Genomic DNA, 23,473 nt, shown 5'->3' on the forward strand with positions numbered 1-23,473 from the left:
AAAGGACTCATTTTAGCTATTTCTTTTATATTACTACTTAATTTATAATAATAATTAGATAAAATTATTTATATTTAAATTATCTCATCATATTAATATGCAATTTTGGTATTAAGCATCGGATTTTAAGTATTTATATATTAATAATATCTACAATAATAACTTCTAAAGTTAGGTTATCAAAATATAAATCATTATTAAAATCTACATTTCATAACAATAAAGAGACTGTCATTAATATTAAGACAGTCTCTTTATTGTTTATTATCTATAAGTTTAGATAACTGGTGTATCAGATAGGTAATCATTACTTACATAACCATATCCACTATTGTATTTTATTTTTACCCATCCAGTAGCAAACATTTCTACAGTTTCTACCTTACTTCCATATGGAAGTTGTCCTATTTTTTCATCTTCCGTACTTGGTCCTTTTCTAACATTTAGACCATCTTTTTCTTTTACATATTTTATCTTAACATTCTCACTGCTGTTATTAGGTTTATTACTTGTTAGATAAGATCCACTGACATATCCAATATCGTCATTGTATTTTATCTTAACCCATCCCGTTTTTAGTACTTCTAAAACTTCTACTTCATCACCATTGTTTAGATAACCCACTACAGAAGCTTCTATTGTAGCATCACTTCTTACATTTACTTTATCTGTATTAGCTACATACATTACTTTCTTACCAGTACTACTCCCTTGTAAATCTTTTAGTTCTGCAAATGCATTTTCATTTCCACCACTACCAACTTGAGTTATAGCAGTCGCCTTTTTATTTGTAAATATACTCTTTTGAGTTGCACTCAATTTATCTCCTACTATAAGTACTGGAGAATTTTCTTTTGATGCCAATACACCTACTGCTAGAGCATCTATAAGTTGATTTTGTTTTTTCATTCCATCTTTAGCTACAAATACATTATCTAAGTCATTTGATGTATAAAATTTTTCTATTACCTTTCCATTTGTTTCATTTCTATCTGCTCCACCTATTCTTTCTGAATTTGGTAGACTTTGTTTTATTTTATCTGATACAGCATTAGTAGAGCCTATTATGTATGACTTACTTATATTTTTAGAAGCTATAAAATCCTTAAAACTAGACACTCCAGATGCATCAGAAACCGGAAGTATAACCATACCATTAGTAGCAGCTACAGAAGCTATACTAACTGCATCTGCAAGACCTGTATATCCATTTATCACAGCTATTTCTGATATGTCTTTTAAACCTTCTATCTTTTTAGCTATGTTTAAAGCTGTCTGATGTCTGTCACTACCACCAATTCTATCAACTGTTAAGTTATTAGATTCTAGTTGTTTTTCTACATTATCTGATACAGAACCAGATAGTCCAATTATATAGACTTTTTTAACACCTAATCTTTCTAATTCTTTCTTTGTTTGTAAATTTAAATTATTTTTTTCTGTAAGTAGTATTGGAGCATTCTTTAATTTAGCAAATGGTGTAACAGATAATGCATCTACAATAGATTCACTATTCACTATTACAGCTTCATTTGCGCTACTCCAACCCTCTTTACTTACTTCAATAGCTGTTTGATATCTATCTTTACCTATTAAAGTATTTTCTGTTGCCGTTCTACCCACTTCATTTGCATATGATATTGATGATAAACTTAAAACTAGAGATAAACACAATACTGATGATATTGATTTTGTTGATTTCATATTAACTCCCCCTAAAATTATTATATCTACAATTTTTATTTACTCTAAATATTATATCACAATAATTTAGCCTATATCATCCATTCTAAAACATCAATAAAAGACAACTTTATTCTTCTCCAAAAGTTTGAAACTTATCTAAGCTTCCATATCTATTCATTAAAATATTCCATTCATGTTCATCATAAAACTCACAATTTCCACCACAATAGTGTTTTGCTACTTCAACAACAAATCTTCCTGCACTCTCTAAATCAGAATAATTACTTGCTCCAGTTGCACATCCAGCAACTGTTGTCTCAGTTGTTATAGCAACTCCTACTACAGGTGCTTTTGTAGCTACAGCAGGCTGAAGAATACTATTTATATGGTATAAACCATTTCCATATGGAGTTATATCTTGTATTGACACTGGAAATACGTAAGGAAGTCTTCCTGTAGTAGTCTGCATTATGTCTAATAAATCATTACTTGTTTTTAGAATATACCCTTCTTTTATTGTGGGAGATATAGCAAAACCTCTTGTATTTATAACTCTATTCCCTTTAGTTGTATCTATTGATAATATAGCATCACAGCTTAAATCAACTTCATTTTCATTCATAGTTCTCATATCAATTGGAGAATCCATAAATGGAACTGGTTTATGTTCTTTAGTAGGTGCATCTGGACATATGTGAGTTGAAACTATTACATCTCCATCAATAAAATCTCCCTTATTCTGCATGTCCAATAATTTTGCTCCTACTGCTATTGCTACTAAAGCTCCATCAGCGTCAGAAACCATACCTATCATTTCTGGTCTTGCTCCAATTCCTCCTAGTCTTCCTAAAACACCTAATGTCTTAGCTGTTCCTCCTGATGATTTTCCATTTTTTCCTGGTATTGTAAGCTTTACTAAGTCAGTAGACCCTTTTTCCGTACCTAAAGTTTTTACTAATATATTCTTCCCACCATAGCTTTCCAAATATTTTTTTACACATTCTCCATCTACTTCTGCGCTATCAATAATATCATAAACTTCCAAAACTTGTTTTAACATCATATTTGCTCACCATCCAATTTTATTTCTTTTATTTATAGTTTTTGTTTAAATATTTTTACTTTTATTTTTATAAATATTACAGCATTTTTTATTTTATCTATATTTTTATAAACTTTTTCTTATTATCTTTCATATCTTATTTATTTTTTTATTTTTATAAACTTTTTCCTAAGTATTTGTTTTATTTATAGTTTTATAGGTATTATATTGCTCATTAAATTTAATCAATTTTAATTCTTCAATCAATCAAATTACTACATATCCTAATTAACTCCAATTATTTTTTTATTTAATATATCTTCTATATCTTTTAATAATTCTTCTTGTGTCATTGTTATTGAAAGTTTTAAATTTTCTTTAGAAGTTTTTATTAAAACTATCTCTTGCCCTTCTCTGATTTCTGCTGATGTAACAGGCATGCCTGTGTTTTTATCAAAAGTCATAATTAAGTCTGGAAATGTTGCTATTCTATTATTCTCTTTTTCTATTGTCATATATTCATTCCAAAAAGTTACCTCATAACCATTTACAATCAATTTACCTACATCAAATCCACCTGTAGTTTCTAACTCTAAAATTTCTATTGTTCCTTCTGAAACTACATCTCCATTCAAAAATTCGACAACGTTGTTTATTGCTTTATCTTTTGATATTTCTAAACCTAAGTAAAACTCTCTACCCAAATCTATTGCATGGCTTATACCTCCTATAGCAGCATTTTCTTTTACAACAGATGCTTTTACAGGATTTCTAGCTACAGCAACTAAACCTTCTGCTGCTACAGCACACTGTCTAACAAGTCCTGCTGTCTTATTTAAAGAACCCTCTACAAATCCCTCTATATGATTATCAAGTTCTGGATTTCCACCAGACACAGCTTGATAAGACTTATATGTTTTATCTCTATGTAATCCAAGGCTCCCCATCAGGCCTGTTGGATGGGCTCTACCATTGCAAGGTGCATCTATTAGTGGTATTTTAAGTACAGAAGACTGAATCCATCCATTTATTGTTGCACATCCTCCATTTTCATTTGTAATAATACCTTGTATATCTAATCCTAGTTTATCAATAAATATCTTGACTGTATTTATATAATCATCATTATCAGCATACTTGAGTGGTGCTGCTGGAGCTCCTACTGCTGATACATTTAAGACAATTGCATCATCATGTAATTCATCTATACTTATTAGATTTGGAAATCCATGTTGTAAGGCATATTCCCCCATCTCTCTTCCACTTTCCTTTGCACCACCACCTCCTCCACCTAAAATTGTACCTCCTATTAAAGCATATTCTAATATTTCCTTAGTTAATTTCATATTAAATATCTCCTTTATTAGTTAGATTATGTAAATGTATTAGTAAATATTTACATAACTTTATGCCATATTATAGTTTATTATACAAGCTTTGTATTATAATGTATAATATATAATTAATTATCAAATTTATATAATTCAAGTTATATTAAAAGAGGTGTATTTTATATTATGGATTTATTGCATCTTAAGTATTTTCAAACTGTCGCTAGAATGGAACACATAACAAAAGCATCACAAAAACTAAATATAGCACAACCAGCTTTAAGTAAAACCATATCTTCTTTAGAAAAAGAACTTGGAGTTCAGTTGTTTGATAGAAAAGGAAGATATATTGTACTAAATGAGTATGGTAGATTATTTCTAAAAAGGGTGGATAGTATTTTAGATTTAGTAGAAATGTCAAAAAAAGAATTACAAGATATTTCCTTAGAAAACTCTGGTGAAGTAAAAATATTAGCTACAGCAGCTGCTAATGTATTACCGCCACTTTTGAGCAACTTTAGAAAACTATATCCTAATATTACCTTTAATGTTTCACATACTCTACCATCGTCTTATAAGAAAAGTGATTTTGATTTGTATATATCTTCTTCATTTACAAAATTAAACTCAGAAAATAATATAACATTAACCTGCGAGGAAATATTATTAGGAGTTTCAATAAACCACTCTCTATCCTTAAAAGATGAGGTTTATCTAAATGAAGTTTCAGATGAAAATTTTATAGTTATAACTAAAGGTGAGAACTACAGAGAAATAATAGATATATTATGTGAATCAGCTAATTTCAAGCCAAAAATAGCCTTTGAATCCGATTCTCCATATACAATCTATGCTCTTATAAAATCACTTCAAGGAGTTGGATTTATATGTGGAAAATCATGGGGCTTATCTCGAGACCCTGAAATTAAACTATTACATATAAAAGATATTGAATTTAAAAGATATTTAAATCTTTCATGGTTTAGTGAGAATTATGCATCTAAAGCAGTCTTATTATTCAAAGACTTTCTTATGAACTATTTCAAAAATCTTTAAACCAAAGCTGGTATTATTAAAGAGGATATATCAAACAGAGTTAATAACTTTATCTTTAGCGTTTGACATATCCTCCTATTTTTATTTTTTATCAAAATTGTACCTTAACATATAATGTAAAATTATATATTGTAACAATTTTTTCTGTCTTTTAAGTATGGAATATCGTTCCTATATTTTTCTATTTCATCTAGGTCAATCTCTGCTAATATATATTTTTCTCTATATGTATCTAATTGACTTATTATAGTTCCTCTAGGATTGCATATTTTACTCTTTCCAAACAGTATCAAATTAGGGTCATTACTTACTAAATTTACTCCTACTGTATACACAGTATTTTCTAAAGCTCTTTGAGATACGTTTAAATCCCACATATCTTCATCTTGTATTCTCCATGCAGAAGGTATAAATATTATTTCAGAGCCTTTTAATGTCAACTCTCTAGCCACTTCTGGGAATCCTGCATCATAGCATATCATTACACCAAATTTACCAAAATCAGCATCATATACATCTACTTTTTCCCCTGCTTTAAAGTATACTGCTTCTAATGACCATAGGTGATTTTTACAGTATTCTCCCATCATATTACCTTGTCTATCGAATATAACAGCTGAGTTGAAAACATGTGTAGAGTCCTTTTCTAAAGTTCCATATGGAGATATTAGGTATACATTATTTCTTTTAGCTGCTTCTGACATTGATTCTTCTATGTATTTGTTATGTTCTCTTATTAGGTCTAATGTTTTAATTCCACCTAAATATTCTAAGTTATATCCTGTAGCAAATAATTCTGGCAAACAAATAATATCTGCACCTTGATTTCCCAAATCATCTATCATCTCTACTGCTTTTTCTATATTTTTTTTAACATCTCCAAGTACACTATGCTGTTGAATTATACCTATTTTCACTTTACGACTCATACAAATTCCCCCTTTATTTATCCTTACTTCCAAAACATTTCATTAGTATATAATAAAGAATCATACTTACTACAATTCCATTTATTGGTGGTATTAAGAAACTTATTTTTGAAGTATAATATGATGCTGCAAAACCAATTAACCAACTTATTACTGCAATCCAATTTATTCCTTCTCTGTGTTTATAAGTTCTTCCTTGTATAAAATAATATTCACACCACATAATTCCTGCTATAGCTGGAACTGCTATTCCTAAGAAAGATAAGAACGATTGGAATTTGAATATTATACCAGTAGCTGCTATTGTTGTACCTATTAGACCTGCAACTAAAGTTAATACATTTCTCTTTACATTTGGAAAAATAGTTTTTAGTGCCAATCCACCAGAATAGGCATTTGATACATTGGTTGACCAAGATGCAAGTATTAAAATAACAAATGCTATCCATCCAAATCCTAAATTAGCCAATACTTCTGTTATATCCCAAGTAGGAGCACCCATAGACATTACACCTGCTGCAACTTGTTGGAACAATGAAATAATACCTAATCCTAAAAAACCAATTATCCAAATATCTTTTACTCCCCTTGTATATCTTAATTGGTCAGGTGATATAATCGCACCAACTATGATAAGACCAACAACCATATTTAATCCTTCAACCATGCTCATTGTTGTTTGAGGAGTGTAATTGTAGATAGCTTCAACTCCATAAGTAGAAAAAGCTTTAAAAACTCCCCAAGCCATTAATATTATAAGTGGTGGTATAACTAAGTAATTAAACTTAGCCATTGCCTTAAAACCATACAAAGCGAAAACTACCATTAATAATCCAAGTATAACTGTGACTAGAGTTAAGTTTACACTTGGAAATATTTTTTGTACTGATAATCCCGCAACTCCTGCTTGTACACCAAACCAACCAAAGCTAGTTATTCCAAGCAATAGAGATATTAGATATTTTCCACCTATCTCTCCAAATGCCCCCTTAGCTAATACATATGTATTTAACCCTTCTTTACAACCAATATAACCTTGTATCATAATAATTGCGACTAATATTAAGTTCCCTATAATTGATGTAATAATCATATTGGAAAGAGTCATTCCTAAAATTAAGGTTCCTCCAACCATTAATTCTGATATGGCTATATTAGAGCCAAGCATATTAAATAATGGAGCTAACCATCCAACTCTTTCCTCTTTTGGAACTGGATTTAAAACTAATTCTTCTCTCTCTTGCAAGATTATCCCTCCCTTTCTTTGTAAAAGAATCTTTTCTACTTTTTTCTACATTTTTTTCACCCTTGATAGTTTTTTTTCTTTCTATAATTATAATTCTACTCTACAAAAAAGTATAATATATAGTTTATTATCAATTTGATATAATTTAAGTTATAGATAGATAAATAGTCTAAAATTATTATTTAAATTTAGACTATTCACACATATTTTAAATTTATTTCAGTTTTATTAGAATTATACTTATTTTATTAAAATTTTATAGTGTATAATTTATTCCCAAATATTTTTTATGAGGCTTATAAATACTTCAATTTTCACCTATTCTAACTTATTTTTAGTGAATTTATTACAACTTTACTAATCAAATTTAGTCTAAATTTTCTGATTATTATTATAAAAATAGTTTTTAAAACAAAATTTACTTAAAAACGAATTCATGATAAAATTTTAAAATACAGTATTTTTATTATATTGAATATGAATACAAAGGAGGATGTGTAAGATTATGGCTAGAAGACCAAAGATAAAGATAACTTTAATGGATAAAAAAGAAAAAGGTGCTTGCCACTATGGGCATAAAATTGGTGATTTATTTGAACTTAGTATTTACTTTTTATTCAAAAGGGGAATCGCCTATTTTTTAGTACGCCCCCCCTTTATATATTTCAATTGTAGAAAAGATTATCAAAAATCATATTCATAATTTTACTTATACTACCCCAATTGCAGCTAATATTATACAAATAATCATAACTGAAATTAATATCGTAGTTGTCTTGACTTTTTTTCCTAATAACCAATACATAATTCCAAATATCATAGCTGGAAGCATACATGGCATTATTTGGTCTAAGTAAGTTTGAATAGGCTCTGCCCATTCTCCACTCCCCACATTAACACTAAGTTTTAGTATTACATTAGAGGCGGTCATCCCTCCAATTACCATAAGTCCTAGCATTGATGCTGCTTCCATAACTTTTGAGACTATATTTGAACCACTTACATCTTTAAAAAATTGAGTTCCATACTTAAATCCTTTATCTAAACATATATAACGAATAATAAAGTGAGGAATATTTATTATTAGAAGGAATAAAATTGGACCCATTATATTCCCCTGAGAAGCTAAAGCTATACCAACTCCAGCTGCTATAAGCTTTAATGTTCCCCAGAAAAATGAATCTCCTATTCCAGAAACTGGACCCATTAAACTTGACTTAACAGCATTTATACTCTTTGCATCAAATTCTTCATTTTTTGCATTTTCTTCTTCCATAGCTCCAGATATACCAACTAAAAGAGTACTTATATGAGGTGTAACTGACATAAATTCAAGATGTCTTTTTAAAGCTTGAGATTTTTTTTCTTTATCATTTTTATATAATCTACGGATTATTGGTGCCATCGTATATGCATATGCTATATTTTGCATACGTTCATAGTTCCAAGATGAATCTAATGTTAAAGACCTTCTAAAACATTTCCAAAAGTCTTTTCTTGTTATTTTGCTATCTGGCGAAATTGTTTCTAATTTCTTAGAATTCGTTGTCATCTACTACTACCTCCTTTTCTCCTAAAAAGTTAACATATATTAAAGCTACTGCTAATCCAAATAATGCAACTCCTGTTACTGTTATTTTTAAATAAGCAACCATTATAAAACCTAATAATAAGAATGCTATCGTTTTCTTATTAAGCATCATTCTAGCTAACATGGCAAAACCTATTGCTGGTATCACGCCTGCTGCAACATCCATACCATGAATTACATATGATGGTATAAATGAAAGTATTTTTTCTATTACTGGAACACCTAATGAGAATCCTGTACCTACTATTATTGCTAGTATTAATTTATTGCCTATACCAAATAATAATTGTATACGTTCTACGCCTTCAATGTTACCATCTTCTGCATAACGGTCAGCAAGATGAGCTCCCCATGTAAGTACTACTGTCATTAAGAAGTTGTCTATAAGTAATACTAAAGTTGCTATAGGAACTGCAAGTACAACTGCTGCTGATACATCTTGACCAGTTAATATTACAAATGCTGTAGCAATAATAGAACCAGATACAAAGTCAGGAGGATTACTTGCTCCAACTGGGAATGCACCCATAAATACTAGTTCTAATGTTGACCCTATTACTATACCTGTACGTAAATCTCCTAGTGCTAAACCAACAAGTGGTGCAACAACTATAGGTCTATTATGCATTGTAGAACCTACAAAACAATGCATATATGCAAAGAATGCAATTAGAGTTATTAGAATAACTTGTGTAAATTCCATTTTTATCCCCCTAAAATTATATTAGTTTCATTACATTTGTAGCATCATCATCAGGAACTAATTGTACGAATACATTTACACCTTCTGAATCTAATTCTTTAATCATGTTTATATCATCCTTTGATACATGAACTGCTTTAGATATATTTTCACGATTATCATCTGATTTTGTTCCACCAAGGTTTATTGATTTAATAGATTTAACTTCTTTAGATAGTCTATAAACATCTTCTACAGATTCACAAAGTATCAAAAGATTGTATTTATCAGTTACACCTGAATTAAGTGCTTTTATAGAATCTGCTATACTTTTCATTACAAGTTTGACATTAGATGGCTTAGCCATTTTAAGCCCTGCCATTCTTAAATCATCCTTTAATAGTTCATCACTTGCTATTAATATACAATCTGTATTTAAAAACTTTGTCCATGTAAATGCTACTTGTCCATGTATAAGTCTGTGGTCTACCCTTACTAATTTAATCATTATAATTCCTCCCTAATTTTTTTTATTTCATCCATAAATGTTTTTACGTGTTCTGCACTAACATCTCCAAAGTCTTGGTAATTATCTTTGAAGTAACTTCCTATTATTGCCATATCCCCTATCTCAAGCTGCTTTTTTGCATTTTCTAATGTAACTCCAGCTGCAATAACTAAAGGGAAATCTCCTACATTTTTGCGGAATAATTCTATTTTTTCCATTGATGTTTCTTGCCCTGTAGCATTTTCTGTAACTGCTATAGCATCACATCTTGTCATTCCTATCTTTAAATCTTCTTCAACAGTATTTTCTGATAAAACTGGTTGATACTTAAAACGTACCCCTCCAATTAAATAAGCTTGACATTTTGAGCGGTGTAATTTGAAAAATTCTTCTAAAGTAGCCTCATCTCTAGGTTTGACATGACCTACTACAGAGTCAACTTGTACATAGCTTGCATTATATCTTGTTGCTAGTTCAAATCCCATAGTATCAACATTTAAGCAATTTACTCCATATGGTATTGACAAATTAGATTTAGATACATATTCAAGTATTCTTTCTAAATCATAGTAATTGCCATAGTAATTTTCTAACATTATTCCATCTACACCATTTGCTTCTAAGATACTAATTTCTTTTTTAGCTCTTTCAAAAATATCATCTGAAGTATCTCCCTTTAGGTGTATCATTGCTATAATTGGCTTTTTGTTTTTAAAAACTGATAATATTCCCTTATTGTCCATAAACTAAAATACCTCTTCTTCTTCATTTATTTGTAATGTTACATTTTGTATTCCCATTCTAGATTCTTTTGCTAACTGTTCTGCATCTTCAGTTGTTAATTTATCAGAAAATCTTGTAAGAAGCTCTAATACCATATTTAAATTCATTCCTGAAAATAGCTTAACATTATGTAACTTAGTTAACCTTAACATAGCAGTACATACACTTGCTCCGTATAAATCAGATAAAATTATATATTCACATTCTTTATCTTCTACTATTGTTTTTTCTAACTCTAAAGCAAAATCTGAAGCGCTTTGTCCAGGATATAAACTGTATGAATTAACGCAATTTGCTAAATCTCCTACTATCATTTTTACTGAATCTAAAAGCCCTTTTGAAAAGTCTCCATGAGACGCTAATATTATTTTTCTCATATTTATTCCTCTCCTAAGTGTAAATTATATTTCTGCTGATACTGCATATTTATACTTATCACTTCTTATAAATTGTTCATTGTAATATAAAACATCATTATTCTCTGTATATACTAATTGTCTTACTTTTAATAATGCCATATTGCTTGCACATTTAAGGTGGTCAGAATATTCTTTGTTTGAGTGTTTTACTTCAAATATATTTTCCACACGATTAGGTAGTGTACTTATATTATTAGATATAACTTCCATTAAAGACTTATCTTCCAGCTCTTCTTTTAATAAAAACATGTAATCTATTCTAAAGTAATCAACTTCAAAAATAACAGGTACTTCATCTATTAATCGAAGTCTTTTAATACATATTATCTTCTCTTCTAGTTCAATATTTAAAGCTTCAGCCACCTGCTTATCAGCTTTTTTTATCAAAATAGAGATTATCTTAGTACTTGGTTTTGCATTAATACGATGACAAGAATTAGTAAAACTATTTCCTGCACATGTTGCTTCTATTCTCTCTGGAATAGTTACATAAGTTCCTTTTCCACGCTTTTTACATAATATATCTTCTTTTACAAGTTCATTAAGCGCATTTCTCACAGTTATACGACTTATATTAAACTCCTTACATAGGTCTACTTCAGATGGAAGTTTATCTCCTGGCTTATATATACCAGCTGCTATTTGTTTTTTTATGTTGTCATATAGTTGTTGGTACAAAGGAATAAATGAATTTACCTCTAAGTCCATTTCTTTTTTTTGCTTTTTTTCATCCATTTTACTCACCCCCTCATGTAGTATTTTTATAACATTATATAACAAGTTCTTTATTACATATTATAACAACTCGAAATCGTTGTCAATTTATTTTTAAATAATTTTTAATTTGGTAATTTTTTAATTTTTTTGTCTAATATAGTATTTTATTGTTTGTAGTATCAGGTAGGAATAGTTTGGATTATTAATCTAACAGAATTCTTTTTTAGAATTGTGTAAATAATAATTAATGTTACTTTTAATTGACAATTATTACTATTAAATAGTACAAAAAAAAGACGTCACCCTATTTTTAGTGCGACAGTCTTTTATATATTATTTCTTATTCATATATTATTCTTTATCTTTTATATCAACTTTTATACTTAATTCATCCAATTGCTCATCATCTGCTACTGTAGGAGCATTTGTCATAGGACAAACAGCATTTTGATTTTTAGGGAATGCAATAACTTCTCTTATATTTTCAGCTCCCGCAAGCAACATAACAAGTCTATCAAGCCCAAAAGCTAGACCAGCATGAGGAGGAGTTCCATATTTGAATGCTTCTAATAAGTAACCAAACTTCTCATTAGCTCTTTCTTCTGTAAACCCAAGTGCCTTAAACATTCTTGATTGAACATCTGAATTTGATATTCTAACACTTCCTCCACCTATTTCATATCCATTTAATACAATGTCATAAGCTTTAGCTCTTAAAGATGCTTTATCTCCATCTTCTAGTTTATCTAAATCTTCATCCATAGGTGATGTAAATGGGTGATGCATTGCTGCAAACTTACCTGTTTCTTCATCTTCTTCAAAAACAGGGAATTCAGTTACCCATAATAAATTATATACATTCTTATCTAATATATTAAGTCTATTTGCCACTTCAAGTCTAACTTGTCCTAAAGCATCAAATACTACTGAGTTTTTATCAGCTACAAATAAAAGTAAATCTCCTGCTTCTGCATTCATTCTTGTAAGTATAGCATTCATTTCATCTTCGCTAAAGAATTTTGCTATTGGAGAAGTTACTCCATCTTGACCTACTTTCATCCAAGCAAGCCCTTTTGCTCTATATGTTTTAGCATGTTCTTCTAATGATGATATTTGTTTTCTAGTAAAATCGTCAGCTTTTCCTTTTACATTTATACCTCTAACGCTTTTTCCTGGTTGTGTAGCATCAGCAAACACCTTAAATCCACAATTACAAACGACATCAGATATATCTGTTAGTTCATAACCAAATCTAGTGTCTGGTTTGTCTGAACCATATCTAGCCATAGCTTCTGCATAAGTCATTTTAGGAAGTGGAAGTGTCAATTCTACATTTAAAACTTCTTTAAATATAACTTCAAGTAATCCTTCAATCATACTCATAACATCTTCTTGTTCAACAAAAGACATTTCACAGTCTATTTGTGTAAATTCTGGTTGTCTATCAGCTCTTAGGTCTTCATCTCTAAAACACTTAACAATTTGGAAATATCTATCCATACCACTTACCATTAATAATTGTTTGTATAATTGTGGTGATTGTGGTAATGCATAAAATTTACCTGGATTAACTCTACTTGGTACAAGATAATCCCTTGCTCCTTCTGGTGTTGGAGCAATTAAAAATGGTGTTTCTATTTCACAAAATCTATTATTTGATAAGTAATTTCTTGTAATATTCATTACTTTATGTCTTAACTTTAAATTTCTTTGCATAGATGATTTTCTCAAGTCTAAGTATCTATATTTTAGTCTTAGTGCTTCTGAAACATCATCATCATCTTTTATATAAATAGGTGGAGTTTCTGATTTATTTAAAAGTCTAAGTTCAGTTGCAAATATCTCTATGTCCCCAGTTGGCATGTTAGGGTTTTTAGACTGTCTTTCGCATACTTTTCCTTTTACTGCTATTACAAACTCAGCACCTAATTTTTCAGCTTTTTCAAAAGCTTCTTTATCTACATCTGTATCAAAAACTATTTGGCATAATCCACTTGTATCTCTTAAATCAACAAATACAAGTCCTCCTAAGTTTCTTTTTTTCTGTACCCATCCCATAAGTACAACTTCTTCATTTATGTTTTTTTCTCTCAACTCTCCACAGTAGTGAGTTCTCTTTAAACCCTTTAAAGTTTCCAAGATACTACCTCCATTTTATTTAATTTTAATGCTATATATTTATCTAATACACAAAACATCATACTTTCTTATTTTACAGCTTTTGCTTTAATTCTTCAACTAATGTACTTAATTTTACAGTAGTTTGCTCTGATGTTTTCATATTTTTTAATGTTGCAGTGTCATTTTTTAGCTCGTCATCACCAATTACTATTGTAAATTTTGAATTTATTTTATCTGAATACTTAAATTGTGCTTTTACACTTCTTTCTATATGGTCTTTATCCGCACTTATATGATTTTGTCTTAAATCTTTCAACAATTTAAAGCTTCTTGTATTTGCTTCTTCACCTATAGTTACTATAAATATGTCTGTAGATTGAGGGTTTTCTATTTCAATTCCATTACCTTCAAGTGTAAGTAAAAGTCTTTCAATCCCTAGTCCAAATCCAATTCCACTTATACCTTTTGGACCACCTAGTTGTTCAACAAGACCATCATATCTGCCTCCACCACATACAGTACTTTGAGCACCTATATCATTAGATATAATTTCAAAAGCAGTTTTTCTATAGTAATCTAACCCTCTAACTATTGTTTTATCAATTACAAAGTTTATATTCATTTCCTTTAAGTATTCTTGAAGTTTATCAAAGTGAACTTTACAATCATCACACAAATGGTCTGCAATAAATGGTATATCTTTGATATTTTCTTTACATGTAGGGTTTTTACAGTCTATAACCCTCATTGGATTTTTTTCTCTTCTCTCATTACAAGTTTCACATAATATATCTGCTTTTGAATCAAGATATTCTTTTAATAAAGCATTGTACTCTTTTCTACAAACTGGACAACCCACTGAATTTATACTCACTACCAAATCATTTAATCCAACTTCATTAAAAAATTGAACAGCTAGTGCTATTATTTCAGCATCCATTGAAGGAGTATCACTTCCAAGTGCTTCTATACCAAATTGATGAAATTGTCTCTGTCTACCAGCTTGTGGTCTTTCGTATCTAAAACAAGGTGTAACATAAAATAATTTTGTTGGTTGAGTATCTGCATATAATTTATTCTCTATAAATGCTCTTACTACACCAGCTGTACCTTCTGGCTTTAGAGTAATTTCTCTATCCCCTTTATCTTTAAAAGAATACATTTCTTTTTGAACTATATCTGTAGTATCTCCAACACTTCTCTTAAAAAGTTCTGTATGTTCAAATATAGGAGTTACCATTTCCTCATACCCATATAAAGCACATATTTCTCTAAATTTATTTTCTACATAACGCCATTTATAAGCCTCTTTTGGAGTTATGTCTTTAGTTCCTCTAGGAGCTTTAGTCAACATTTTTATATACCTCTTCTTTCTTCCTTTTTATCATTTCATCTACTCTATCAATGTATTGTTCAACATTCTTTACATTTTCTACTCTTTCAATTCTATCTTCATCTACATAGACAAATTTTGATATAGCACCTGCACCCAAGGCATAGTTGCTTTGTTTTTCCTCCATAATTTGTATATTGTAAATACACTCATATCCTTCTTTAGCATAACCTATATTTTCTAAGTTACCTAGCATATGTTTTTGTCTGTACATATAATATGGATTAAGTCCCATATCCTTGGCATATTTCATTGATAAATCTATCATTTTTATCATTTCTTCATACTGAGTTAAATGTTCTTTGTACTTATCCATATTTATATTTAGGTTAGAAGCTCTTTTTATAGCTAATGTATGAACTGTAAGACTTTCAGGAGAAAGCTTTTTTATTTCCTCTAATGTATTTCTTACCATGTCTAAGTCTTCATCTATAAGACCTAAAATTATATCCATATTTATATTGTCAAATCCCATATTTCGAGCCATATTAAAACATTCTACTAAATCAGAAACTTTATGTTCTCTTCCAATTTTAACTAAAGTATCATCATTCATAGTTTGAGGATTTATACTAATTCTACTTACATTGTGTTTTTTTAATACACTTAATTTTTCTTTGGTAATAGTATCTGGTCTACCTGCTTCTACCGTAAATTCTTTAATTTTGCTTAAGTCCAATTCTCTAAAGAGAGCATTTATAAGTAAATCCAATTCTTCCTCATCCAATGTAGTAGGAGTTCCACCACCGATATATAGAGTTTCAATTTCTTTATTAGTATCCTCAATAACTTTGGCAAACCCTTTAATTTCTTCAATCAATTTATAGACATATTCTCTTTTTAAATGGCCAAATTGCTTTAACGAGTTTGAAGGAAATGAACAGTATACACATCTAGTTGGGCAGAATGGAATACTTACATAAAGAGAAATTTTATTTTTGTCTATCGGATACATAAATAAGCGTTCTCTTTTAGCTATTTCAAGAGCTAAATCTATTTTCTCATCCATTATAAAATAGTTCTCTTTTAGAATAGTTCTTATACTATCATCATCTAGTTTTTCATCCATCAGATTGTGGACAATTTTGACTGGTCTGATACCAGTCAAAATGCCCCATGGAACATAAGAATTAAATATTTGTTTAAGTACTATAAACATACTTTTTTTAATACTTTCTTTGCATAATTTTCTAATCTTTCTCTTACTTTCACTGTCTAGTCTATCTAAAAACTCTTCAATCGTATTATTATTACAAAATCCATTTAAAAACTCCGTATTTATATCTTTGATATTTTGTATTGATTCATACTTTAAGTTACCACCTTCATAATATTCAGTAATTGAAAGTAAAGTATCATTTTCACAAATCAATCTATTTATTAAATATCTTGACTCTATACTATTGCTACAATCAGCAAAGTCATTAAATTTAAATTCACTAGTAAACAATTTTATAAGTTCTGCTACTTCATACTTATAATCATGTCCTTTTAAAAAAACATCCAACATCAACTTAACTCCTTCTATTTAAACACTAGAAGAACCCCATCACTGATACATTTATTAAATATTTGATACTATTTTTAAATATTAATATAAAATTACATGTAAGGATTTGTCTTCTTTTCAACACCTAAAGTACTAGTTGGCCCATGACCAGGATATACTCTAACAGCATCTTCATATTTACATAATTTTTTAAGTGATTTCTCCATTTGGTGGAAATCTCCACTATATAAATCAGTTCTACCAATACTTCCAGCAAACAAAGTATCTCCTGTGAACATGTCATCTTCAACTCTTATACACATACATCCTTGTGTATGACCTGGTGTATGCAAGAAAGTCATTTTTAATTCACCAAGTTCCATTTTATCTTTATCATTTACATATATATCTGCATCAAATTCTTGTGCGCCACATCTCATTGTGTAACTTAAGTTTTTATTTTTATCATTTAATAATTCTTTTTCATCAGTATGTGCAACTACCTTAGCACCAGTCTTATCTTTAATATCTTTAACATACCCTATATGGTCACCATGTCCATGAGTAAGAATTATATATTCAACATTCAATCCATTTTCTTTGACAAAGCTTAATGTATCTACTAAACTTCCTCCTGGGTCTATAACTGCACATTTTTTAGTTTTTTCATCACCTAACACATAAGTGTTTACTCCAAAATAACTGTCTACAAATTTTTTTATAACCATTAAAGTTTTCCCCCTTAAAAAGATTTACTTGAGTCTAATAGTATTGTTACTGGTCCATCATTAGTTAATTCTACCATCATATGAGCTGCAAATTGACCTGTACCTACTGTTACACCTTTATCTTTGGCTTTTTTTACAAATTCTTCATACAAATCATTTGCAAGTTCTGGTCTAGCTGCGTTACTAAATCCAGGTCTTCTTCCTTTTCTACAGTCTCCATATAAAGTAAATTGAGATACTACTAAAAGTTCTCCACCTATGTCCATTAGAGATAAATTCATCTTATCATTTTCATCTTCAAAAATTCTTAGGTTTAATATTTTATCAATCATGTAGTCTACATCACTTGATTTATCATCATGAGTCACTCCCAACAGTACTAGCAACCCCTTATTTACTTGACCTATAATGTTTTCATCTACTGTAACTTTAGATGAAGATACTCTTTGTACTACTGCTCTCATATTTTCCTCCCTATTATTTTAACTCTAATTTGTCATTCTATAAATACTTTCTACACCAGGAATTGCTTTTAATTTTTTCATTAGAATTTTCAATTCCTCAGTGTCATTAACTTCTACAAGTAGATTTATACTTACAATACTATCTTTTCCTTTTCTTGCATTTATTCCATTTAAGCTAAGTTTATCCATTGCAACAATATGAGTTATTTCATTAACAATTCCTCTTCTGTCGACAGCCTTTATTTGAATCTCTGCTTCAAACTTGCCTTTACCTGCTGAACTCCATGACACTTCCACTAATCTATTTTGGAAGAAGTCTCCATTGTTATTTGCATTTGGGCAATCCGCTCTGTGTATAGCTACACCTCTACCTTTAGTGATATATCCTACAATCTCATCTCCTGGAAGTGGATTACAACATTTAGCAAACCTTACTAAGATATTATCAAGTCCTTTTACTACAATACCTTGTGATGAATTTTTCTTTCTCTTTTTGCTGTATTCTGTTTCGCTCATATTGTGTTTATTTAAATCTTCTTCTTGCATCTGTTGTTCTTTTTTTACTTTTTTAATTTCTTTTAAATACAAGTCTTTTACTTTAGATACAACTTGAGATGACATTATACCACCATAACCCACAGTGGCAACTAAGTCTTCAACACTTGGCTGATTAAACTTCTTGGCAACTAATGCCATGTATTTTTCAACAAGAGGGTCTTTCTGTGGTATATCATGTTTCTTAAACTCTCTTTCTAATATGGTATTCCCACGGTCAACATTTTCTTCTCTTCTTTCTTTTTTGAAAAATTGTCTAATTCTACTTTTTGCATTTGGTGTTTTTACTATGTTAAGCCAGTCTCTACTTGGACCATTAGAATTAGATGATGTAAGTACTTCAACAATGTTACCATTTTGAAGCTTATAATCAATAGGTACTATTCTTCCATCAATTTTTGCTCCAACACATTTATTTCCTACATTTGTATGGACTCTATAGGCAAAATCTATAGGAGTTGATTCTGCTGGTAATTCAATTACATCTCCTCGTGGAGTAAATACATAAACCTGACTATTAAATACATCTTCTTTAAGTGCATCCATAAATTCTTGTGGGTCTTTTAAATCTTTTTCCCACTCCATCATTTGTCTTAACCACTGAAGCTTTTCTTCAACTTTTACTTCTTTGCCAGAAATACCTTCTTTATATTTCCAGTGTGCTGCAATACCATTTTCTGCTATATTATGCATTTCATGAGTCCTTATTTGTATCTCTAAAGGCTCTCCATCAGGCCCTACAACAGTAGTGTGTAATGATTGGTACATATTTGGCTTTGGCATTGCTATATAGTCTTTAAATCTGCCTGGGATAGGTCTCCATAATGTATGAACTATACCAAGTACAGCATAACAGTCTTTTACATTATCTACCAGTATTCTTACAGCCGTTAAATCAAAAATTTCTTCAAAAGTCTTATGTTTTTTCTGCATCTTTCTATAAATACTGTAAAAATGCTTCGGTCTACCATATACATCACATGGTATACTTAAATCTTTAAACTTATCTTTAAGAAGCTCAACAATCCCTTGTATATAGTCTTCTCTTTGACTTCTCTTCATTGACACTCTATCAACTAATTCATAGTACCCTTCTGGGTCCATAAACCTTAATGCTCTGTCTTCTAATTCCCACTTTATCTTAGATATACCTAATCTGTGGGCTATACCTCCATAAATCTCTAAAGTTTCTTTTGCTTTATACTTTGCTTTTTCTGGAGGCATGTATTTTAACGTTCTCATATTATGCAATCTATCAGCAAGCTTTATAAGTATAACCCTTATATCTTTTGCCATTGCTAGAAACATTTTTCTTAAATTTTCAGATTGAGTTTCTTCTTTTGAACGATATTTTATCTGACCAAGTTTTGTTACTCCATCAACTAAATCCGCTACTTCTTTTCCAAATTCTTTTGTTATGTCTTCATAGGTATATTCTGTATCTTCTACAACATCGTGAAGCAAACCTGCTGTTATAGTTTCAATATCTAATTCCATCTCTATTAAAATATTTGCCACTGCCAATGGATGAATAAAGTATGGTTCCCCAGATTTTCTATATTGTCCATCATGCGCTTTTTTTGCAAGATTGTAGGCTTTTTCAACCTTTTCAAAATTTGCATTAGGTGCATAAACTTTTATCTTTTCAATTATTTCTTGTAATTCTTTATCATGCATATAACCACCTATTTTGTATAAAATTTTAATATATATGAAAATAGTTGGTGCTATACCAACTATTGTAAAAGTACTAGTATTTTATAAGAGAATTAACATCATAGTTAGATAACTTTTCTCTCCCATTTAAGAATTCTAGCTCAATTAAAAATTGCATAGAAACTACTTCTCCACCTAATTTTTCTACAAGCTTAGCAGCAGCTTCCATAGTTCCACCAGTAGCCAATAAATCGTCTACTATTGCCACTTTTTGACCTTTTTTAATTGCATCTTTATGTATTTCTAAAGTATCCGTACCATACTCTAATCCATACTCATAACTCTCAACTTCTCCTGGTAACTTTCCAGGTTTTCTAATTGGAACAAATCCTACTCCTAGTGCATATGCTACAGGTGTACCCATCAAAAATCCTCTTGCTTCTGGACCTACTACTAAATCCACACCCTTGCTTTTCAATTCTTCAGCCATAGAATCTACTGCATATTTAAATGCCTCGCCGTCTTTAAATAGAGTTGTAACATCTTTAAAATCTATACCTGGCTTTGGGAAATCATCAATATTCCTTATAAAGTTTTTTAAATCCATGGGAAACGCCTCCTAATAACTGCTATTGTATTGTTTTTCTAATTTTTTTAAATTATTGAGTATTAAACTCTCATTTAAGTCTAATTTTTTCTGTGGTTTTGGCAATATTCTTATGAGTACAGAATTTTTTTCATAATTTAAATTAAAGTCAAGTAAATTTAATTCTCTAAACACATTCAATATCGTAAAAAACTTTAATGGAATTACATTAAAAGTTCCCTTTATATTTACCATATCCAAATCAATTTCTTTTTTTATAAGTGCTTGTTTATAAATTGTTATAAATTCATCTCTTGATGGAACTATATTACTAACTACATTCTTTAAATATAATAGGTCTGTTTCATTATAATATTTTATAATTTCACTTTCTTCTCTTTTATTCTCATATATATACGAATATTCGCCTTTATTGTATAAATAATCATAAAGAATAATATTATTATATCTTTTTAAGTCTATTTTATCAATATTAGGAGAAAATATAAGCTCTAATTTATCAGTATTTTTGTTAATATCTTCAATAATATTGTAATTTATGTTAAAATCCAAATCTATAAGTGATACATCTGATATTGCTCTATAGAATCCATTTATAGAATTAGATATTATCAATGTCTCTTTTTCAAAATAATCAAATATATTTATATCTGTATTTCCATCAAATAATTCAAAACCAGACTCAGATATATTATACAAGCTTTGTGAATCTTTTGGTATTATTTTTGACATTAATTTTAGCGAAAGTTTGTCATTACTTGCACTTTTAGGTCGAGCTAATCTAATATCTTTAAGTAGAAACTGCACTTTTCTATTTCCCATATAGTTGTTCTCATCTAGTTGGAACAATACATCTACTTTATCTCCTACCTTGAATAATGATTTTAAATGACTCATGTTAAATCCTATACATTCATAGCACTTTTCATTTTCTATGCTTAATTTCAAATGTTGTTGATTTTTACCTATGATTTTTAAGTCTTTTAGAATATAGTTCCTAACTATAAATCTAGGATTAGGATTATTTAATCCAAATGGTTCTAACTTATGTAATTCCTCCACAAGATTTAAACTTATTACATTTTCTTGTAGTTCAAATTCAACATTTACATTTTCTATCATATCATCTTCAGTCAAATTATAATCTGCAAACTTATTTATTTCATTAGCCAAAGCTTCCACATTTTCTGAATTTAAAGACAATCCAGCTGCTTGCTCATGTCCACCAAACCTAGTCATTAAGTCTTTGCACTTTACAAGAGCCTCAAATATATTAAATCCTTTTATTGACCTTGCTGAGCCAGTAGCTTCTCCACCTTCTACACCTAAAAGAATCGTTGGTTTATAGTATTTTTCAGTCAACTTAGATGCTACAATTCCTATTATCCCATGTTGCCAACCTTCTTTAGCTAAAACCAATACTTTATCTTCATTATATCTACTATTGGACTTTAATATTTCCTCAGCTTCATGATACATCTGAGCCTCAATCATCTGTCTTTCATTATTTTTTTCTTCCAATATATTAGCTATTTCAACAGCTTCATCTTTAGATTGAGTAGTAAATAACTCAACACCCAAATAAGAATATCCTAAACGTCCTGATGCATTTATTCTAGGCCCAATTGCAAAGCCTATATGAGAAGAACCTATTTTTTCACTTTCTACACCACAAACTTTTATAAGCTCTCTTAATCCAATATTTTTGCCTTCTTTCATTAATTTTAAACCATTTTTTACAATTATTCTATTTTCATCCACAAGTGGAACAATATCACAAATAGTTGCCAATGTTACTATTTCTAAATAATCATACATACTAGTCTTAAAATCTTCTTCTGGAGTAAGTGCTTGTATCATTTTAAAGGCTACACCACATCCACATAATGCATCAAATGGATAGTTACAATCTTCTTGCTTTGGATTTATTACTGCAAAAGCTGAGGGAATTTCATTTTGGCATTCATGATGGTCTGTTATTATAACATCTATACCCAAATTATTTGCTAGGTTAACCTCAGATACTGATGTAATTCCACAATCAACACTTATAATCAAGTCACATCCCCTAGAGCTTATAAGCTTTATAGCCTCTTCATTTATACCATAGCCTTCTTCTAGTCTATTTGGAATATAGTAATCCACATGATATCCTATACTATTAAAATATAAGCATAAAATAGAAGTAGAAGATACACCATCAACATCATAATCTCCATAAATCCAAATTTTTTCTTTTTTATCAATAGCTGACTTTATTCTATCTACAGCCTTTTGCATATCTTTCATTAATAAAGGGTCTCTTAAATAGTCTAAAGATGGATTCATGAATATTTCTGAATCTTTTTCAGTATATATACCTCTATTTTTTAAAATTTGGCAGATTTCCGGGGAAATATTAAGTTTTTTGCTAAATTCACTTTCCTCTATCTTCCCTTTATATTTCAGTGTCCATTTTTTCAAATTTAAT

At 29.6% G+C, this 23,473-nt stretch carries 21 protein-coding genes; 2 read left to right on the forward strand and 19 right to left on the reverse strand.

Annotated elements, in window-relative coordinates:
* Positions 1 to 276: 276 nt before the first annotated feature.
* The 3 genes from IC758_RS14825 to IC758_RS14835 form a co-directional block, all read right to left on the reverse strand.
* Entirely contained in the window at positions 277 to 1,704 is a 1,428-nt protein-coding gene (locus tag IC758_RS14825; RefSeq protein ID WP_227434507.1) for a cell wall-binding repeat-containing protein, read from the reverse strand.
* 109 nt (positions 1,705 to 1,813) lie between these two features.
* Positions 1,814 to 2,749, reverse strand: a complete 936-nt coding sequence (locus IC758_RS14830) for a DUF1177 domain-containing protein (protein WP_227434506.1) — start codon at positions 2,747 to 2,749, stop codon at positions 1,814 to 1,816.
* Between the two features lie 263 nt (positions 2,750 to 3,012).
* Positions 3,013 to 4,074, reverse strand: coding sequence for a DUF917 domain-containing protein (locus IC758_RS14835; RefSeq protein ID WP_227434505.1), 1,062 nt, complete (start codon positions 4,072 to 4,074; stop codon positions 3,013 to 3,015).
* 171 nt (positions 4,075 to 4,245) lie between these two features.
* On the opposite strand from IC758_RS14835, the gene IC758_RS14840 reads away from it, so the two are divergent.
* Positions 4,246 to 5,115, forward strand: a complete 870-nt coding sequence (locus IC758_RS14840; protein WP_227434504.1) for a LysR family transcriptional regulator — start codon at positions 4,246 to 4,248, stop codon at positions 5,113 to 5,115.
* Between the two features lie 122 nt (positions 5,116 to 5,237).
* Here the strand turns inward: IC758_RS14840 and IC758_RS14845 are convergent, their stop codons facing one another.
* Both IC758_RS14845 and IC758_RS14850 read right to left on the reverse strand, forming a co-directional pair.
* Positions 5,238 to 6,044 carry a nitrilase-related carbon-nitrogen hydrolase gene (locus IC758_RS14845; RefSeq protein ID WP_227434503.1) on the reverse strand — a complete coding sequence of 269 codons (807 nt, stop codon included), beginning with the start codon at positions 6,042 to 6,044 and terminating at the stop codon, positions 5,238 to 5,240.
* 13 nt (positions 6,045 to 6,057) lie between these two features.
* A complete protein-coding gene (locus IC758_RS14850; protein ID WP_227434502.1) occupies positions 6,058 to 7,290 on the reverse strand; it encodes a cytosine permease in 1,233 nt (410 codons plus the stop codon).
* Between the two features lie 505 nt (positions 7,291 to 7,795).
* On the opposite strand from IC758_RS14850, the gene IC758_RS14855 reads away from it, so the two are divergent.
* Positions 7,796 to 7,993, forward strand: a complete 198-nt coding sequence (locus tag IC758_RS14855; protein ID WP_227434501.1) for a hypothetical protein — start codon at positions 7,796 to 7,798, stop codon at positions 7,991 to 7,993.
* 6 nt (positions 7,994 to 7,999) lie between these two features.
* On the opposite strand, the gene IC758_RS14860 is transcribed toward IC758_RS14855, so the two are convergent.
* The 14 genes from IC758_RS14860 to recJ form a co-directional block, all read right to left on the reverse strand.
* Positions 8,000 to 8,842, reverse strand: coding sequence for a PTS system mannose/fructose/sorbose family transporter subunit IID (locus IC758_RS14860; RefSeq protein WP_227434500.1), 843 nt, complete (start codon positions 8,840 to 8,842; stop codon positions 8,000 to 8,002).
* Positions 8,826 to 9,584, reverse strand: coding sequence for a PTS mannose/fructose/sorbose/N-acetylgalactosamine transporter subunit IIC (locus tag IC758_RS14865; protein ID WP_227434499.1), 759 nt, complete (start codon positions 9,582 to 9,584; stop codon positions 8,826 to 8,828). The genes IC758_RS14860 and IC758_RS14865 overlap by 17 nt, the downstream gene beginning before the upstream one ends.
* A gap of 16 nt (positions 9,585 to 9,600) precedes the next feature.
* On the reverse strand, positions 9,601 to 10,071 hold the full coding sequence (locus IC758_RS14870) for a PTS sugar transporter subunit IIB (protein WP_227434498.1): 471 nt from the start codon (positions 10,069 to 10,071) through the stop codon (positions 9,601 to 9,603).
* The gene (locus IC758_RS14875; RefSeq protein WP_227434497.1) at positions 10,071 to 10,814 is read right to left on the reverse strand and encodes a BtpA/SgcQ family protein; all 744 of its coding nucleotides are present in this window, start codon (positions 10,812 to 10,814) and stop codon (positions 10,071 to 10,073) included. The genes IC758_RS14870 and IC758_RS14875 overlap by 1 nt, the downstream gene beginning before the upstream one ends.
* Positions 10,815 to 10,817: 3 nt before the next feature.
* The gene (locus IC758_RS14880; protein ID WP_227434496.1) at positions 10,818 to 11,231 is read right to left on the reverse strand and encodes a PTS sugar transporter subunit IIA; all 414 of its coding nucleotides are present in this window, start codon (positions 11,229 to 11,231) and stop codon (positions 10,818 to 10,820) included.
* A 24-nt stretch (positions 11,232 to 11,255) separates the two neighbouring features.
* Positions 11,256 to 12,008 carry a GntR family transcriptional regulator gene (locus tag IC758_RS14885; RefSeq protein ID WP_227434495.1) on the reverse strand — a complete coding sequence of 251 codons (753 nt, stop codon included), beginning with the start codon at positions 12,006 to 12,008 and terminating at the stop codon, positions 11,256 to 11,258.
* 333 nt (positions 12,009 to 12,341) lie between these two features.
* On the reverse strand, positions 12,342 to 14,129 hold the full coding sequence (gene aspS / locus IC758_RS14890; RefSeq protein WP_227434494.1) for an aspartate--tRNA ligase: 1,788 nt from the start codon (positions 14,127 to 14,129) through the stop codon (positions 12,342 to 12,344).
* A 73-nt stretch (positions 14,130 to 14,202) separates the two neighbouring features.
* Positions 14,203 to 15,465 carry a histidine--tRNA ligase gene (hisS, locus tag IC758_RS14895; protein WP_227434493.1) on the reverse strand — a complete coding sequence of 421 codons (1,263 nt, stop codon included), beginning with the start codon at positions 15,463 to 15,465 and terminating at the stop codon, positions 14,203 to 14,205.
* Positions 15,455 to 17,014 (reverse strand): coproporphyrinogen III oxidase, encoded by a 1,560-nt coding sequence (locus tag IC758_RS14900; RefSeq protein ID WP_227434492.1) that lies wholly within the window; start codon positions 17,012 to 17,014, stop codon positions 15,455 to 15,457. The genes hisS and IC758_RS14900 overlap by 11 nt, the downstream gene beginning before the upstream one ends.
* Positions 17,015 to 17,106: 92 nt before the next feature.
* Positions 17,107 to 17,721, reverse strand: a complete 615-nt coding sequence (locus IC758_RS14905; RefSeq protein WP_227434491.1) for an MBL fold metallo-hydrolase — start codon at positions 17,719 to 17,721, stop codon at positions 17,107 to 17,109.
* A 14-nt stretch (positions 17,722 to 17,735) separates the two neighbouring features.
* The gene (gene dtd / locus IC758_RS14910; RefSeq protein ID WP_227434490.1) at positions 17,736 to 18,185 is read right to left on the reverse strand and encodes a D-aminoacyl-tRNA deacylase; all 450 of its coding nucleotides are present in this window, start codon (positions 18,183 to 18,185) and stop codon (positions 17,736 to 17,738) included.
* A gap of 24 nt (positions 18,186 to 18,209) precedes the next feature.
* Positions 18,210 to 20,417, reverse strand: coding sequence for a RelA/SpoT family protein (locus IC758_RS14915; protein ID WP_227434489.1), 2,208 nt, complete (start codon positions 20,415 to 20,417; stop codon positions 18,210 to 18,212).
* Positions 20,418 to 20,490: 73 nt separating this feature from the next.
* The gene (locus IC758_RS14920; RefSeq protein WP_227434488.1) at positions 20,491 to 21,003 is read right to left on the reverse strand and encodes an adenine phosphoribosyltransferase; all 513 of its coding nucleotides are present in this window, start codon (positions 21,001 to 21,003) and stop codon (positions 20,491 to 20,493) included.
* Positions 21,004 to 21,015: 12 nt separating this feature from the next.
* Positions 21,016 to 23,466: a single-stranded-DNA-specific exonuclease RecJ gene (gene recJ, locus IC758_RS14925; protein WP_227434487.1), complete on the reverse strand. Its 2,451-nt coding sequence runs from the start codon at positions 23,464 to 23,466 to the stop codon at positions 21,016 to 21,018.
* Between the last annotated feature and the right edge of the window lie 7 nt (positions 23,467 to 23,473).

This window comes from Clostridioides sp. ES-W-0016-02, from assembly GCF_020641035.1.
Lineage (GTDB): Bacteria > Bacillota > Clostridia > Peptostreptococcales > Peptostreptococcaceae > Clostridioides.